This window comes from Micromonospora sp. ATLC16, assembly GCF_057196645.1.
This window is the reverse complement of sequence record NZ_JBXUOW010000017.1, coordinates 62880-78483: the sequence shown is the minus strand read 5'-3', so window position 1 is coordinate 78483 and position 15604 is coordinate 62880. Positions and strand designations below refer to the sequence as shown.

13 protein-coding genes and 1 pseudogene are annotated in these 15604 nt (G+C 70.8%); all 14 read left to right on the top strand.

Annotated elements, in window-relative coordinates; genetic code table 11:
• Positions 1 to 64: 64 nt before the first annotated feature.
• The 14 genes and pseudogenes from AC2CHE_RS10210 (at position 65) to AC2CHE_RS10145 (ending at position 15579) form a co-directional block, all read left to right on the top strand.
• Positions 65 to 2143 (top strand): carboxypeptidase regulatory-like domain-containing protein, encoded by a 2079-nt coding sequence (locus AC2CHE_RS10210; RefSeq protein WP_484504656.1) that lies wholly within the window; start codon positions 65 to 67, stop codon positions 2141 to 2143.
• 121 nt (positions 2144 to 2264) lie between these two features.
• Positions 2265 to 2711, top strand: a complete 447-nt coding sequence (locus AC2CHE_RS10205; RefSeq protein ID WP_484504655.1) for a DUF485 domain-containing protein — start codon at positions 2265 to 2267, stop codon at positions 2709 to 2711.
• Between the two features lies 1 nt (position 2712).
• A complete protein-coding gene (locus AC2CHE_RS10200) occupies positions 2713 to 4353 on the top strand; it encodes a sodium/solute symporter (RefSeq protein WP_484504654.1) in 1641 nt (546 codons plus the stop codon).
• 107 nt (positions 4354 to 4460) lie between these two features.
• Positions 4461 to 5225, top strand: a complete 765-nt coding sequence (locus AC2CHE_RS10195) for an ABC transporter ATP-binding protein (RefSeq protein WP_484504653.1) — start codon at positions 4461 to 4463, stop codon at positions 5223 to 5225.
• Entirely contained in the window at positions 5210 to 6901 is a 1692-nt protein-coding gene (locus AC2CHE_RS10190) for an ABC transporter permease (protein WP_484504652.1), read from the top strand. Before AC2CHE_RS10195 ends, AC2CHE_RS10190 begins: the two co-directional genes overlap by 16 nt.
• A 115-nt stretch (positions 6902 to 7016) precedes the next feature.
• Positions 7017 to 7565: pseudogene (locus AC2CHE_RS10185) on the top strand (flavin reductase family protein); the annotation flags it as partial.
• Between the two features lie 44 nt (positions 7566 to 7609).
• On the top strand, positions 7610 to 8584 hold the full coding sequence (locus tag AC2CHE_RS10180; RefSeq protein ID WP_484504651.1) for an NAD-dependent epimerase/dehydratase family protein: 975 nt from the start codon (positions 7610 to 7612) through the stop codon (positions 8582 to 8584).
• 59 nt (positions 8585 to 8643) lie between these two features.
• Positions 8644 to 9867, top strand: coding sequence for an LCP family protein (locus AC2CHE_RS10175; RefSeq protein ID WP_484504650.1), 1224 nt, complete (start codon positions 8644 to 8646; stop codon positions 9865 to 9867).
• Between the two features lie 173 nt (positions 9868 to 10040).
• Positions 10041 to 11228: an LCP family protein gene (locus AC2CHE_RS10170; protein ID WP_484504649.1), complete on the top strand. Its 1188-nt coding sequence runs from the start codon at positions 10041 to 10043 to the stop codon at positions 11226 to 11228.
• A 197-nt stretch (positions 11229 to 11425) separates the two neighbouring features.
• Positions 11426 to 12364: an LCP family protein gene (locus tag AC2CHE_RS10165; protein ID WP_484504648.1), complete on the top strand. Its 939-nt coding sequence runs from the start codon at positions 11426 to 11428 to the stop codon at positions 12362 to 12364.
• A gap of 79 nt (positions 12365 to 12443) precedes the next feature.
• A complete protein-coding gene (locus tag AC2CHE_RS10160; protein WP_484504647.1) occupies positions 12444 to 12779 on the top strand; it encodes a rhodanese-like domain-containing protein in 336 nt (111 codons plus the stop codon).
• Positions 12780 to 12789: 10 nt separating this feature from the next.
• Positions 12790 to 13581: a glycerophosphodiester phosphodiesterase gene (locus tag AC2CHE_RS10155; protein ID WP_484504646.1), complete on the top strand. Its 792-nt coding sequence runs from the start codon at positions 12790 to 12792 to the stop codon at positions 13579 to 13581.
• Between the two features lie 60 nt (positions 13582 to 13641).
• Positions 13642 to 15099 (top strand): sensor histidine kinase, encoded by a 1458-nt coding sequence (locus AC2CHE_RS10150; protein WP_484504645.1) that lies wholly within the window; start codon positions 13642 to 13644, stop codon positions 15097 to 15099.
• A 66-nt stretch (positions 15100 to 15165) separates the two neighbouring features.
• Positions 15166 to 15579 carry an ATP-binding protein gene (locus AC2CHE_RS10145; RefSeq protein WP_484504669.1) on the top strand — a complete coding sequence of 138 codons (414 nt, stop codon included), beginning with the start codon at positions 15166 to 15168 and terminating at the stop codon, positions 15577 to 15579.
• Positions 15580 to 15604: the final 25 nt, after the last annotated feature.

Genomic DNA, 15604 nt, shown 5'->3' with positions numbered 1-15604 from the left:
CGCAGGACCGGGCGCAGGCGCAGTGCCTGCCTGAGCCGCCCCGCACCCTCAGGTTTGGACAGCTATGCATATCCCCCTCATCCGCCGGGCCGCCCTGGCCTGCCTAACAACGGCCGCCGTGCTCTTGCCGGGCGCCACACCCGCGCTTGCCGACACCAAAGGCACGATAAGCGGCCGGTTGACCACCGCCGCCGGCGCCGCCGCGCCGGACGCCCGAGTCGTCGTCTATCGCACCGGCCAGGACGACATCGTGGCCAGCACGTTGACCGGCGCCGATGGCGCCTACACGCTGCCTGCGCTGAACCCTGGTTCCTACACCGTCGCATACTGGCCCGCCAGCGGACCGGAACAGTTCTACCGGCAGCAGTTGCGACCCTGGGATGCCGACCCGGTCACCGTGACCGCGGGCGAGACGACCACCGTCGACGAGCAGTTGCTGGCCACCGGCACCATCTCCGGCCAGCTCTTGGACGCCACCGGTGAACCCGTCTTCGACCTGCTGGTGCTCGCCATCGGGGACGACTCCGGCCAGGTGGGCACCGCACGCACCGACGAAGACGGCCGGTACGAGATGGACGTGGTCGCGGGCCGGTACCGGGTGAGCTTCGAGCCGATCGAAGGCTTCGACCAGAGCCAGTACGTGCCGGGGCAGATCGACAAGGACAGCGCGACCCTCTTCGAGGTCGTCAACGGCGAGCGGGTCGTGGCCGACGACACCGTCCTGCCCGCGGGCACGCTGTCCGGCCGGTTCACCACCGCCGCCGGGACACCGTTGCCGGACGCGGACGTCTACGTCTACGCGCCGGACGGGTACAGCGTGCAGTTTCTCCAGACCGACGCCGACGGCGCGTTCGAGACCCAGCTTCTCGCCGCCTCCTACCACGTCGGCCTCTACGTCAACGAGCGGCACCAGTACTACCCGGGGCAGACCGATCCCGACCAGGCCGAACTGGTCACTGTGCGCGGCGGCGAGCAAACCGCGATCACCGACAGCCTGCTGGGCACCGGCTCCGTACGGATCAGCGCGGTGGACTCGGTGACCGGAGCACCGGTGGCCAACTTCTGCGCCCACGACGGGTGCAGCAACGGCAGCGGCCGGGTGACCATCAGCGACCTGACGCAGGGCCGGCACGACATCTACGTGTACGCGCCCGACCGCCGGTACTTCCCCCGGGAGCGCACCGACGTACGGGTGCGCGCCGACCAGACCACCGAGCTGACCATCAAGCTCCGTCCGGGCGCGGTCATCACCACCACCGTCCTGGACCGGCAGAGCGGCTCGCCCGTCTCCGGGATCTGCCTGGACGCCTTCGCGCCCAAACGGGCGACGCTGCGGGACGGCTACGGCAATTGCAGCAACCACAGCGGTCAGGTTCGCGTCGGTCCGCTCACCACCGGGGAGTACAAGCTCTTCGCCGTACCGCAGAACACGACGTACGGCCGGCAGTGGGTGGGCCCCGATGGCGGCACCGGCGACGAGCGGGAGGCGGCGACCGTCACCGCCACCGTCGGCCAGGTGGCCACCGGTCCGGTGATCCAGCTGGACCGGGCGGGCCAGGTCACCGGCCGGGTGACCGATGCCGAGACCGGCGCTGCCCTGCCGGACGTCAACGTCTCGGTGCTCACCGGTCATCCTGGCATCGGCGCCGAGGACGCGGTCACCGATGAACAGGGCGACTACACGTTGAGCCGGCTCGGCCCGTACGAGTGGCCGGTGGTCTTCAGCCGTTGGGGGTACGCGACCGTGTGGTCCGGCGGTGCGGCGAGCCGGTTCACCGCGACTCCGGTGCAGGTGGGTGCGGGCGCCACCGCTACCCTCGACGCGACGCTCGGGCGTGGCGTGCAGCTCACCGGCACTTTCCGCGACACCGGAGGCACGCCACTGCGCAGCGGCAGGGTGCTCGCCCATAGCGTGGACACCGGCGACTACGCCGCTAGCGGCTCCGTCTCCAACGGTAAGTTCACCATGCAGCTGACCGGCCGGCAGCGGATTTTCTTCAGCTACGAAGTGTACTTAGACGATGGGCAGAGTTACTCGGGCCGGTACCAGGTGACCGACCCGGACGGCACCCGACGGCTGGCCCGGTTCACCGTGCCCGCATCGGGTTCGATGACCGCTGATCTGGTCATCCCGACCAGCTGATGGCACGGCCCGGGGGCGGCTGTCGCCCCCGGGCCGTGCGGTTGTCCACAGCTCCACCTCGTTATCCACAAGTTGTCCACAGGCCCCTTGACAATCCCGTCCGGCGGACCAGACTGCCGAGATGGCCGCCGAGGATGCACCGCCGGCACCCCGCCGACCCGAACCCGCCGCAACCTCCGATGCGACCGCCGGATCCGGGCCACCCGCGCGTACCCGGGTGGTGTTGGCCGAGGTGTCCCGTCGGTCGCACTGGCCCGCCGGCACCCACACCGAGCTGACCCAGCAGACCCGGGTCGGTGAGGCGCTCGTCCGTGGCCTGGTCCGCGCTCAGCTGGCGCTGGCCCTGCAACTGTCGGCGGTGGTGCTGGTCGGGCTGGGCGGGCTGCCCTGGCTGTTCGCCATCGCACCCTCGGTCGGCCGGATGACCGTGCTCGGTGTCAACCTGCCGTGGCTGCTGCTCGGGGTGCTCTCCTTCCCGTTCCTGGTGGCCGTCGGGTGGACGTACGTCCGACTGGCCGAGCGCAACGAGCAGGACTTCACCGACCTGGTCCAGCGGCCGGAACGCTGACGTGGGCAACGACCTCGTCGTACCGGCGATCGTGGCGGTCACCCTGGTCACCGTCGCCATCGGCTTCTACGGGCTGCGGCTGGCCCGCACCACCTCCGACTTCCTGGTCGCCTCCCGGGTGGTCAGCCCCACCTGGAACGCTGCCGCGATCGGCGGCGAGTACCTGTCGGCGGCGAGTTTTCTCGGCGTCGCCGGGCTGATCCTCAAGTACGGCGTGGACGTGCTCTGGTACCCGGTCGGGTTCGCCGCCGGATACCTGGCCCTGCTGCTGTTCGTGGCCGCGCCGCTGCGCCGGTCCGGCGCGTTCACCCTGCCCGACTTCTGCGAGCTGCGGCTCGGATCCCGTCGGCTACGGACGCTGGCCACCGTCTTCGTGATCTTCATCGGCTGGCTCTACCTGGTGCCGCAGCTCCAGGGCGCCGGCCTGACGCTGGCCACGCTGGCCGGCTCGCCGTACCCGGTCGGCGCGCTTGTGGTGGCCGCCGTCGTGACCGCGAACGTGGCCCTGGGTGGGATGCGGGCGGTCACCTTCGTGCAGGCGTTCCAGTACTGGCTCAAGCTGACCGCGCTGGCCGTACCGGCGATCTTCCTGGCCCTGCAGTGGCAGACCGACGGCCGTCCGGCGGTGACCCCGCCCGAGGGGGCAACGTTCCGGACGGCGACCACCGTCGTGGTCGAGCAGCGCGCGGTGCTCACCCTCGCCGACGGACAGACCGTTGAGGTACGCCCCGGCGACGAGCTGAGCTTCGCCGAGGGTGAACCGGTGCCGGAGGTCTCCGGGGTGGCCAACGGGGCCACCGACTGGCTGCTGCCCAGCGACGCGGGTTCCGACGACCGGGGGTTGTTCGGCACGTACTCGCTGATCCTGGCCACCTTCCTGGGCACCATGGGGCTGCCGCACGTCCTGGTGCGCTTCTACACCAACCCCGACGGGGGCTCGGCCCGTCGGACCACCCTGGTGGTGCTGGCCCTGGTCGGGGTCTTCTACCTGCTGCCCACGATCTACGGCGTGCTGGGCCGGATCTACACACCGCAGCTGCTGGTCACCGGCCAGACCGACGCGGTGGTGGTGCTGCTGCCCGAGGCGGCGCTCGGCGCGGGGACCACCGGCCGCCTGCTGGCGGCGCTGGTCGCCGCCGGGGCGTTCGCGGCCTTCCTGTCCACCTCGTCCGGGCTGCTCACCAGCGTCGCCGGGGTGATCTCCACCGATGTGCTCGGTCGAGGCTCGGTGCGCGGCTTCCGACTGGCCACGGTGATCGCCGGGGTGGTGCCGACGGTACTCGCCCTCAACGTCTCCGGCCTGGACGTCTCGCAGGTGGTGGGTCTGGCCTTCGCGGTCGCCGCGTCCAGCTTCTGTCCGCTGCTGGTGCTCGGCATCTGGTGGCGGGGTCTCACCGACGCGGGCGCCGCCGCCGGGATCCTCGTCGGCGGCGGCGCCGCCGTGACGTCGGTCCTGATCACCGTCCTCGGCCCGGCCATGACCGGCTGGCCGGCCGCCCTCATCGCCCAGCCGGCCGCCTGGACGGTGCCGCTGGCCTTCACGGTGATGATCGCGGTCTCGCTGGCCACCCGTCGCCGTGCCCCGGCCGACATCGGCCGCACCATGCTCCGCCTGCACGCCCCCGACGCCCTCCGCTCGTGAGGCAGGGCGCTCGTGGCACCGGGCCGGCGGTTGTCGGCATCGGCAATGAGCGGCGGATCCTCCTCGGTCGGGCAGCGGGCTGGTCGTGACCGGATACGGTCGGGCGCATGACTGGTGAGCACCCGGCGCTGGCGCTGCGCGGCCTGGCCAAGAGCTTCGATCGCAAGGTCGCGGTGACCGGCGTGGATCTCGACGTCCCGGCCGGCTCGTTCTACGGGCTGCTCGGCCCGAACGGCGCCGGCAAGACCACCACCCTGTCGATGGCGGTCGGGCTGCTACGTCCCGACGCCGGCGGCGCCTGGGTGCTGGGCCACGACGTGTGGGCCGACCCGGTCACCGCGAAGCAGCTGCTCGGGGTCATGCCGGACGGGGTACGCCTGTTCGACCGGCTCAGCGGGACCGAGCTGCTCGCGTACCACGGTCTGCTGCGCGGTATGGACCCGGCCGTGGTCGACCAGCGGGCGGCCGAGTTGCTCGACGTGCTGGCTCTCGCCGACGCCGGTCGCACGCTGGTGGTCGACTACTCCGCCGGCATGAAGAAGAAGATCGGGTTGGCCTGCGCGTTGTTGCACGGGCCTCGGCTGCTCGTGCTGGACGAACCGTTCGAGGCGGTCGACCCGGTCTCGGCGGCGCTGATCCGGGACATCCTCACCCGGTACGTGGCCGGCGGCGGGACGGTGGTCTTCTCCAGCCACGTCATGGAGGTCGTGCAACGGCTCTGCTCGCACGTGGCGATCCTCGCCTCAGGCATCATCAAGCGGGTCGGCACGCTGGAGCAGGTACGCGGCGACCGTTCGCTTGAGGACGTCTTCGTCGAGGTGGTCGGCGGGCGTACCGCCACCGGTGAGGAGCTGGCGTGGCTGTCCCGGTGACCGCACCGGCCGACCGGGTGCGGCCGGTCTCGGCGCGTCACTTCGTCCGGCTCAAGCTGCGGGTGATGGGCAACAACTTCCGTGGTCAGGGCTGGCGGGTGGCGCTGTTCCTGGTCGGCTCGCTGATCGGGCTCTGGTTCGCGGTCGGCGCCTTCTTCGGCCTGGCGGCTCCCGGGCTGGCCGGCGACGACCGGTACGCCCTGCTGGTCGCGGCGTTCGCCGGCGGGTTGACGGTGCTCGGCTGGCTGCTGCTGCCGCTGGTCTTCTTCGGCGTCGACGAGACCCTCGACCCGGCCCGGTTCGCGCTGCTGCCGCTGTCCCGGCGCACCCTGGTGACCGGGCTGTTGGCGGCGGCGCTGGTGAGCGTACCCACGGTCGCGGTGCTGCTGGCCCTCTCCGGCCTGGTGGTCACCGCCGGGGTGTTCGGCGGCTGGTCGGCCGCCCTGGTCACCGCCGTCGGTGTGGTCTGCGGGCTGCTTCTCTGCGTCGCCGGTGCCCGAGCGGTGACCAGCGCATTCGCCTCCATGCTGCGCTCCCGCCGGGTACGCGACCTGGCCGCCGTCCTGCTCGCGGTGCTCGCCGCCTCGCTGGGACCGTTGCAGCTCGCCGGTTTGGCCGCGATCCAGGACACCGACTGGGACCGGCTCACCGGGGTGGCGACGGTGATCGGCTGGACCCCCTTCGGTGCCCCGTGGACGGCGGGTATCGACGTGGCGCAGGGCCGGGTCTGGGCCGCACCCGTCAAGCTGCTGATCACCGTGGTGACGATCGTCGCGCTGCTGGCCTGGTGGTCACGCTCGCTGGAGTCGGCGATGGTGGGCGCGGCGAGCGCCGGACCCACCCGGGCGAGGTCCGGAGTCACCGGCGGCGCGGTGGCCCAGCTTTTCCCCCGGGCCGCCGGCTGGCTGCGCCGGGACCGGTTCGGCGCCCTGGCCTCCCGGGAGGCCCGCTACTGGTGGCGGGACGCCCGACGACGCGCCAACCTGATCACCATCGCGGTGGTCGGTCTCTTCGTGCCGGTGATGGTCAATTTCGGTGGGCGGGGCTTCACGTTCGACAGCGACCAGGGCTTCAGCTCCGCCGGGGACTCCTCCCCGGTCCTGGTCAGCCTCTCCATGCTCTTCGTCGGGCTGCTCGCCGCGGTGACGCTGGCCAACCAGTTCGGCTTCGACGGCAGCGCGTACGCGGCGAACGTGGTGGCCGGTGTGCCGGGGCGGCTGGAACTGCGCGCCCGGATCACCGCGTTCTCGCTCTACGTGCTGCCGATGCTGGCGGTGGTCGCCGTGGTGATCGCGCTGGTGCTCGGCAAGCCGACGTGGATCGGATTCATGGCGGGTGTGCTGGTCGCCACCTACGGTGCCGGGTTGGCGGTCAACTCGTTCGTCTCGGTGCTGGGCGCGTACTCGCTGCCGGAGACGAGCAACCCGTTCGCGATGAACAGCGGGGCCGGGGTGGTGAAGGGGATGCTGACCCTGTTGGCCATGGCGGCCACCGGCGCGCTCGCCGCACCGATGGTGCTCGCCGCGGCACTGCTCGGCGACGCCTGGCTCTGGCTGGGCCTGCCGCTGGGTGTGGCCTACGGTGTCGGCGCGGCGCTGCTCGGCGCGTACCTGGCCGGCGACGTGCTGGACCGCCGCCAACCGGAACTTCTCGCCCTGGTCACCCCCCGCCGCTGACCGCCGGCTGCTGGACCGCCGCTGACCGTCGCACCAGATGCGGCATGTCGCGGTTCCCCTACCGGGAGATACTCCGACATTCCGCATCCCGCGAGCTGTAGCCGAGACCCGTGAACGGGGCAGACGGGTCACAATGTTTCACGTGAATCATGAACCGGGTGCCAAGATCCACCACACCGACCCGTTCGCCGCGCCGGCCGAGAACCGTTCGCCGGTACGCCGGCTACGGGGGCGGCTCGCCGCGTCGGTGACCCTCTGGACGGCGCCCGGGCCGGCCGGGCTGACGGTGTCGTCGACCCTGGTCGCCGAGGGCGAGCCGGGCCGGCTGCTCGGGCTGGTCGACGCCGAGTCGGAGCTGTGGGCGGCGGTCGAGGAGACGGGCCGGTTCGCCGTGACGCCGCTCGGTCCACCACACCGACAGCTCGCCGACCGGTTCGCGGGGCTGTTCCCCTCGCCGGGTGGGCTGTTCGCCACCGGGACCTGGCTCGACACGTCGTACGGTCCGGTGCCGGACGACGCGGGTGGCTGGGCCGGTTGCCGCCTCGACGGTGCCCGGGAGTACGGCTGGGGTCTGCTGGTGGAGGCGATCATCGAGCGCGTGGAACTGGCCGACGACGCCGAGCCTCTGCTGCACCACCGGGGCCGTTACCGGGAGCTGGCCTGACCGTTGCTGCGGCCCGAACACCCGCTCCTCTAGGCTGACCGGTCATGAAGGTTGAGCAGCGCTTCGGTCCCGGTCATCGGATCCTGGTCACCGGCGGGGCCGGATTCGTACCGTCGCACCTGGTGGACTCCCTGGTCGAACGCGGCTGCACAGTCGTCGCCCTCGACAACTTTGTCACCGGGTCCAAGGAAAACGTCGCCCACCTGCTCGACACGCCGAATTTCACCCTGGTGGAGGCAGACATCGCCGACGGCCTGCCCGGCCATCCGGCGTTGGCGGAACGATTCGACGCGATCCTGCACATGGCCTCACCGGCCAGCCCGACCGACTTCGAGAAGCTGCCGGTGGAGATCCTTCGGGTCGGCTCGGTGGCCACCCTGCACCTGCTGGAGCGGGCCGCCGCCGACGGCGCCCGGTTCCTGATGGCCTCCACCTCCGAGGCGTACGGCGACCCGAAGGAACACCCGCAGCGGGAGACGTACTGGGGCAACGTCAACCCGATCGGCATTCGCAGCGTCTACGACGAGGCGAAGCGGTTCTCGGAGGCCGCGACGATGGCGTACCGCCGCAGTCGCGGCGTGGACACCGCGATCGTGCGCATCTTCAACACCTACGGGCCGAGGATGCGGCCGGACGACGGGCGGGCCATCCCGACCTTCATCTCCCAGGCGCTGCGCAACGAGCCGATCACCGTGCACGGCACCGGCGGCCAGACCCGTTCCATCTGTTACGTCGCCGACCTGGTCCGGGGCATCCTGCTGCTCCTGGACTCGACCGAGAGCGGGCCGGTGAACTGCGGCACCGAGCATGAGATGAGCATGCGGGAGCTGGCCGAGACGATCGTGTCGCTCTGCGACAGCCGGTCGGAGGTGACATACGTCACCCGCAGTGCCGACGACCCGGAGATGCGCCGCCCGGATCTCACCCTCGCCCGTGAAGCACTCGGCTACGAACCCATCGTCGCACCCGAGGAGGGCTTGCGACGCACCATCGAGCACTTCCGCCAGCGGCTGGGGTAGCCGACACCGACGGGCGTCGTTAGGGGCGAGACTGGCTCGTGCTGCGTACATTGAATTGCATGTCAGCGACCATTCCCGCCGCGCTACCGGCCCTCCACCTGCACCGCAGCGCCGGCCGGGCAGCGGTGCCGGGCCCGGGACGCGGAAGCCGGGCCAACGGGCCGGCCGACACCCGGTGGCACCCGGCGTACGACGACGAGCCGGTCCCACCTGCCGGCCCGGGAGGACCACGCGGTCCGCTGGGTCCGGGTGGGCCCGGCGGCGGTCCGTCGCCGCGGCGGCGACCGCACTGGCGCCGCATCGCGCTGGTGGCCGGGGTCGTCGTGCTGGCGCTGGCCCTGATCGGCGGCGCGGGTGCCTGGTTCTACGCCCGCAGCCTCGACAACAACATGGCCCGGACCGACCCGTTCTCGGAGATCACCGGTGACCGGCCGCCGAAGGCGGTCAACGGCGCGCTGAACATCCTGATGGTGGGCACCGACTCGCGGGATCCGGACGCGCCGATGGACCGGGCGGGCGAGTGGCGGGCCGACACGATCATCGTCATGCACATCCCCGCCGACCACAAGCAGGCGTACCTCGTCTCCATCCCCCGGGACCTGTACGTGCCGATTCCGGAGAGCGCCGGCGCCGGATGTGAGACGGGCCAGCGACGCAAGATCAATGCCGCGTTCGCGTTCGGTGGGCTACCCCTGGCGGTACGCACGGTCGAGTGCTTCACCGACGTGCACATCGATCGCGTGATGGCCATCGACTTCGCCGGGTTCAAGCAGGTCACCGACGCCCTCGGCGGGGTGGACCTGAAGGTCGAGCGGACCATCACCTCGATCCACAAGCCGTACCGGAAGTTCGCCAAGGGCACCAACCACATGAACGGCACCGAGGCCCTGGACTGGGTCCGCCAGCGCAAGCAGTTCCCGGACGGCGACTTCGCCCGGATGCGCCACCAGCAGGATTTCCTGCGGGCGCTGATGGACAAGGCGGCCAGCACGGGCACGCTGACCAACCCGAAGAAGCTCAACGCCTTCCTCCAGTCGGTCACCGAAGCGGTCACCGTCGACCAGGGCTTCTCGCTCACCGACATGGCGGTGCAGTTCCGCAATCTGCGGGGCGAGAACCTGACCTTCGTCACCAGCCCGCACCTGGGCAGCCAGACCATCAACGGCGAGTCGGTGGTCGTCTCCGACCGGGAGAAGGCGCTGACCATGTACCGGGCGATGGCCTCGGACACGATGGCCGACTGGATGCGGGCGAACAAGCAGCCGACCACCGGCAACGGCTGACCACGACCGGGACACCGGGAACGGCCGATCGTTCACTCCAATATGGACGAACGGCCATTTCACCAGGATGACGCGGCAGAGAACGTGAACTGGACACCACGCGAACTCGCCACCACCGGAATGCGAACGTAAAGTGTTCTTGCCCCCTTCTGCGTACACGAGCTGGAGCACGCATGCCGGTTCACAGCCCCTCCCTGCTTGAGCCGCCGCGCGCGTCCGCCGCGCCACCCACACTCAAGGGCGAGGGTCCTGGCAAGTCCGCCAAGAAGCGCACCCGGCGCAAGGACCCACTCTGGGCCCGGCTCACCGTGATCTTCGGCGCCGCGCTGATGATGACCAGCGGTGTGGCGATCGTCGGCAGCAAGGCGGTGATCGGTCAGGCCACCGGCAGCATCTCCCAGCGCAACCTGCTCGGCGACGCCGGCAAGACCTCCGCCGAGGGTGGGGCCGATCTCAAGGGCCCGATCGACATGCTGCTGCTGGGGGTCGACGCCCGGGAGCGGTGGACGGCAGACGACGTGCGTGCGGACAGCATCATCGTGCTGCACATCCCGGCCACCCACGACCAGGCGTACCTGATCTCGATCCCACGGGACACCGAGGCACGGATCCCGGCCTTCCAGAAGACCGGCTACCCGGGCGGCGTCGGCAAGATCAACGGCGCGTTCCAGGCCGGCGCCCAGAACGGCGGCGGTTGGGAGGGCGGCGCCCAGTTGATGGCGCAGACCATCAAGGGCATGACCGGGGTCAGCTTCGACGGTGCGGCGATCATCAACTTCGGCGGCTTCAAGAACGTCATCGACTCCCTGGGCTCGGTGCGCATCTGCCCGAAGCAGGAGGTCGCCTCGATCCACATGTCGTACGTCGACGGCGAGCCGATGTGGAACGCGGACGCCAAGAAGACCGGCAAGGCGCGTACCCCGGTGGTGCACAAGAAGGGCTGCCAGGAGATGGAGGGCTGGGCGGCCCTGGACTTCTCCCGCCAGCGGTACGGCCTGAAGAACAGCGACTACGACCGCCAGCAGAACCAGCAGCAGCTGATCAAGGCGATGGCCAAGAAGGCCACCCAGAACGGGAGCCTGACCAACCCGGTGAAGCTGAACGGGCTGATCAAGGCGGCCGGCAAGGCGTTCATCCTGGACACCGGTGGCGTGCCGGTGGAGGATTTCGTCTTCACCATGCGCGGAGTGACCGGCAACGAACTGATCATGCTGAAGACCAACGGCGGCACGTACAACGCCAAGGGCAACGGCACCGAGGCGCTCAGCGAGCAGACCCTGGACATGTTCCAGGCGGTTCGGAAGGACAAGCTCGCCGAGTTCGTCTTCTACAACCCCGAGGTGATCTCCTCCCGGAAGTGACGCGCCGGCATCGCGATAGCCGAAACCGCCGTCACTCTTCGTGACACTCCCCTAGCCTGGTGTGAGTCGGATTCACATCAGGCTAGGGGAGGGACGTCACGGCCAGGAGGCGGCGTACGAGCCGAGAGCGGGCACCGCAGGCGGGTACCCGGCGACCACGGTGGCCTCGCGTACTGCTCGGTATCGGGCTGGCGGCGATGCTGCTGGCCACAGTCGCGGTGGTCGGGCTCCGGATGCTCACCGAACGGTACGAGAGCACCATGACCCGGGCGGAGTTGCTCGACCCCAGCGCCCGCGCCGACCGCACCGATCTGGACGGCCCCCTCAACTACCTGCTCGTCGGCTCGGACCGTCGGCCCGGCGACTCCGGCTCCGAGCAGCGCACCGACACCATCCTGATCGTGCACGTGCCGCCCGGGCTACGCGAGGGCTACCTGGTCTCCGTGCCGCGCGACCTGCTGGTGACCATCCCGTCGGACGGCGGCTACCCCGGCGGCGAGGACAAGATCAATACAGCGTACGAGTACGGTGGCGGCGGCGAGCCCGGGGCGCACCTGCTCTCGGTCACCCTCACCCGACTCACCGGCCTCCGCTTCGACGGTGCCGCCCTCGTCGACTTCGCCGGTCTCCGAAACGTGATCGACCTGCTCGGCGGGGTCGACATGTGCGTACGCAACGAGGTGAAGTCGATCCACACCGACCGGGTCTTCCGTCCCGGCTGCCAGCGGATGGACGGCGCACAGGCGCTGGACTACGTGCGCCAGCGCTACGACCTGCCGGGCGGCGACTACGACCGGCAGACCCACCAGCAGCAGCTGTTGAGGGCGATGTTGGAGCAGGCCGGTGAGACCCGGCTCCGCACCGACCCGGTACGGCTGCACCGGCTGATCGGGGCCGTCGGCGGCTCGCTGACCCTGGACACCAACGGCGTACCGGTGGAGGAACTGTTGCTCGCGCTGCGCGGACTGGCCACCGACGGGCTACGGGGCGTGCAGGTGCCGTCCTACCCTCAGATGATCGACCAGGTGTCCTACGTCCGGCTCGACGACGAAGGTGACGGGCTGTTCGCGGCGGTGCGTGACAGCCGGATGTCGGAGTGGGCAGGGGCGCATCCGCACTGGGTGACCCGGCTCTGACCCGCCGACGGCCGGGCCCGGCGGGGTAACACCGTCCGGTCGCGGGCAGCGGCACGACGAGGATCTAGGCTTGGTACCCGTGTTCGGACCTCAGATACCCACCGTGACCGTTCCCGAGATCAACGACCAGACGTACCTGCTCGACGTCCGGGAGGACGACGAGTGGAGCGCCGGTCACGCTCCGGGTGCCCACCACCTGCCGATGATGGAACTACCGGCCCGGCTGGCCGAGGTGCCGACCGACCGGGACGTCGCCGTCATCTGCCGCTCCGGCGGTCGCTCCGCTCAGGTCGTCGCCTATCTGCTACGTAACGGCTGGGAACAGGTGAGCAACGTCGCCGGCGGGATGGGCGACTGGGCGGCGGCCGGTCGACCGGTGATCGGCTCGGACGGGCAGCCGGGCCGGGTCCTGTAGGACGCGAGCCGTGACCGGCCCCCTCGTCTTCGCTCACCGTGGTGCCTCGTACGACCTGCCCGAGCACACCCTCGCCGCCTATCTGCGCGCTCTCGACGAGGGTGCCGACGGGCTGGAGTGCGACGTCCGGTTGACCAGCGACGGGCATCTGGTCTGCTTACACGATCGGCGGCTGGACCGGACCAGCAACGGTCGAGGTCTGGTCAGCGCCCGGACGCTCGCCGAGTTGGAGCAGCTGGATTTCGGTTCCTGGCATCCCGGAGGTGTTCCGGCCAACGGCGACGAGGTGCTCGACGACTCGCACACCCGACTGCTCACCCTCGAACGGCTGCTGGCTGCGGTGCTGGCCGCCGGTCGGCCCGTCCAGCTGCTGGTGGAGACCAAACATCCGTCCCGCTACGGCGGCAACGTGGAACAGCGGCTGGTCGCCCTGCTGCGCCGGTACGGCCTGGCCCACCCGCGCCCGGACGCACCCGTACAGGTCACCGTGATGTCGTTCTCCCCGCTGGCGGTACGCCGGATCCGGGCATTGGCCCCCGCGCTACCGACCGTGCTTCTGCTGGAAGTGCTGCCTCGCTGGCTGCCCATGGGGCGGCTGCCGTTCGGCACCGACATCGCCGGACCGGGAATCGCACTGGTCCGCGCCCGCCCAGCCCTGGTGCCGGCGCTGCGGGCAGCGGGCAACCGGGTCTATGTCTGGACCGTGAACGAGCCCGCCGACCTCGACCTCGTGCTGGCGGCGGGGGTGGACGGCGTGATCACCGACCGCCCGGCAAGGACTCTCACCCGGTTGCACAGGTAGTCAGCGCCCAAGGCCACTCGGGGGTGCCCGGGAACGCGGACGGCAGGCACACTCGGGGTCATGCCGGACCGCACCGACTACTCGGCTCTCATCGCCGGGCACACCGCCGTCATCGAGATGATCAACTCCGGTGTCGCAGGTCTGCCGGTGCTGACCCAGTTGCTCCGGGTGGCCCAGCCGGCACTCGGTGCCGCCGGGATGGCGTTCGTGGAGTTCGCGCCCAGCGGCGGCCGGGTGATAGCCGCCACCGGCGCCGCCGAGTGGACCGTCGGCCGGCCGCTGCCGGCCAACGATCCGGTCACCAGCTGCCTGCTCGCCGGCCCCCGGGTGCAGTGCGTACGAACCGACCAGTTCACCAACCCGCTCACCAGCGAGCTGGCCCAGCGTGGCCTGCGGCGGATGGTCGTCTCCCGGGCCGAGATCGGTGGCCACACCGTCGGCAGCCTGCACGCCCTCTACCTCGCTGGCGACGACGAGACCACCGCCGAGCAACGCGGCGTGGTCGGATACCTGGGCTCCTGCATCGCCCACATGTACGGCGACCAGAGCGGCCTGCCGGTGCACGGCGACGGTCCGGTGGTCGCGGCGCTCGCCGACGGGCTGGCCGTGGTCGACCGGGACGCCAAGGTCCGCCTCTGGAATCCGGCCGCCGCGCAGGTGACCGGGCGGTCCACCGCGGAGGCGATCAACCAGCCGCTGCCCTTCCCGCTCCCGCCGCCCGGGCAGGTCCTCGACCATCGCCTGCCGACCGGGCGCTGGCTGCGGGTCACCTCGGGCGAGCTGCCGGGACCCGGTGCCCTGCGGGTGGTGACCTTCCGGGACACCACCGACCAGCAGCGGCACGATCACGAACGGGATCTGTTCGTCGCGGTCACCAGTCACGAGCTGCGTACCCCCGTCACCGTCATCAAGGGGTACGCGGACACCCTCACCGACCACTGGGAGTCGCTGAGCGAGACCGACCGGCGGCAGGCGGCCCGGGTCATCGGCCAGCGGGCCAACGAACTGGCCCGGCTGCTCGACCGGCTGCTCGCCTCCGCGGCCGAGGCGTGGCCGGGCGACGGGCCGCCAGCGCCCTTCGACCTCACCGAGACAATCCGGGTCGCGATCGCCGACCTGCCCACGGACCTGCGTCGACGGACGGCTCTCAAGGTGCCGGCCGAATTGCCCAGGGCGATCGGCCATCGGCAGAGCCTGGCCACCGTGCTCACTGAACTCGTCACCAACGCCGGCAAGTACTCCCCACCCGACTCCCCGATCGACGTCGCCGCCGGCGCCGACGGCCAGACCGTCTGCCTCCGGATCAGTGACCGCGGCATCGGGGTACGACCGGAGCACGTGGAACGGGCCTTCGACCGGTTCTGGCAGGGCGACTCCGGCGACCGGCGTCGCTATCCCGGCACCGGTCTCGGCCTCTATCTCGTGCGTCGGATCGTTGAACAACAGAATGGGTGGGTATTCCTTCGCCCGAGAAGTGGTGGGGGTACGGTCGCAGAGGTGCGGCTGCCCCGCAGGTGACAGTGGGGGTCACGGGGCGGAAGAGGGGCAGAGGTGGCGACGACAGCTGTCGAACGGGCATGGTGCGTGGTGGTGCCCCACCACGCCAGTGGGGCGCGGATCGCCCGGCACCGGCTCGCCGCCGAGTTGGCCGGCAGTGTCTCCCCGGCGATGCTGGCGGACCTGGTGGCGGTCCTGGCCGAGCTGGTGGGTAACGCGGTCCGGCATGCCGACCCGCTGCCGGGCGGCGTGGTCCGGGTCGCCTGGCGGCTGCGTCACGCGCCCGAGGGGCCGCAGCTCCGGCTGCGGGTCACCGACGGCGGCGCCAAGGGTGGCCCGCGGATCCGCCCGCCGGACCCGGACGCGGCCGACGGCCGGGGTCTGCACATCGTCTCCGGCCTGGCGACCAGTTGGGGCGTGGAACGCGACGGACTCGGTCAGAGCGTATGGGCCGATTTCGATCCGGTCGGCGACCGCCCGGCGCTGGTGACGACCGGCTGAGCCGATGGGTCGACCCGTTGGCGCG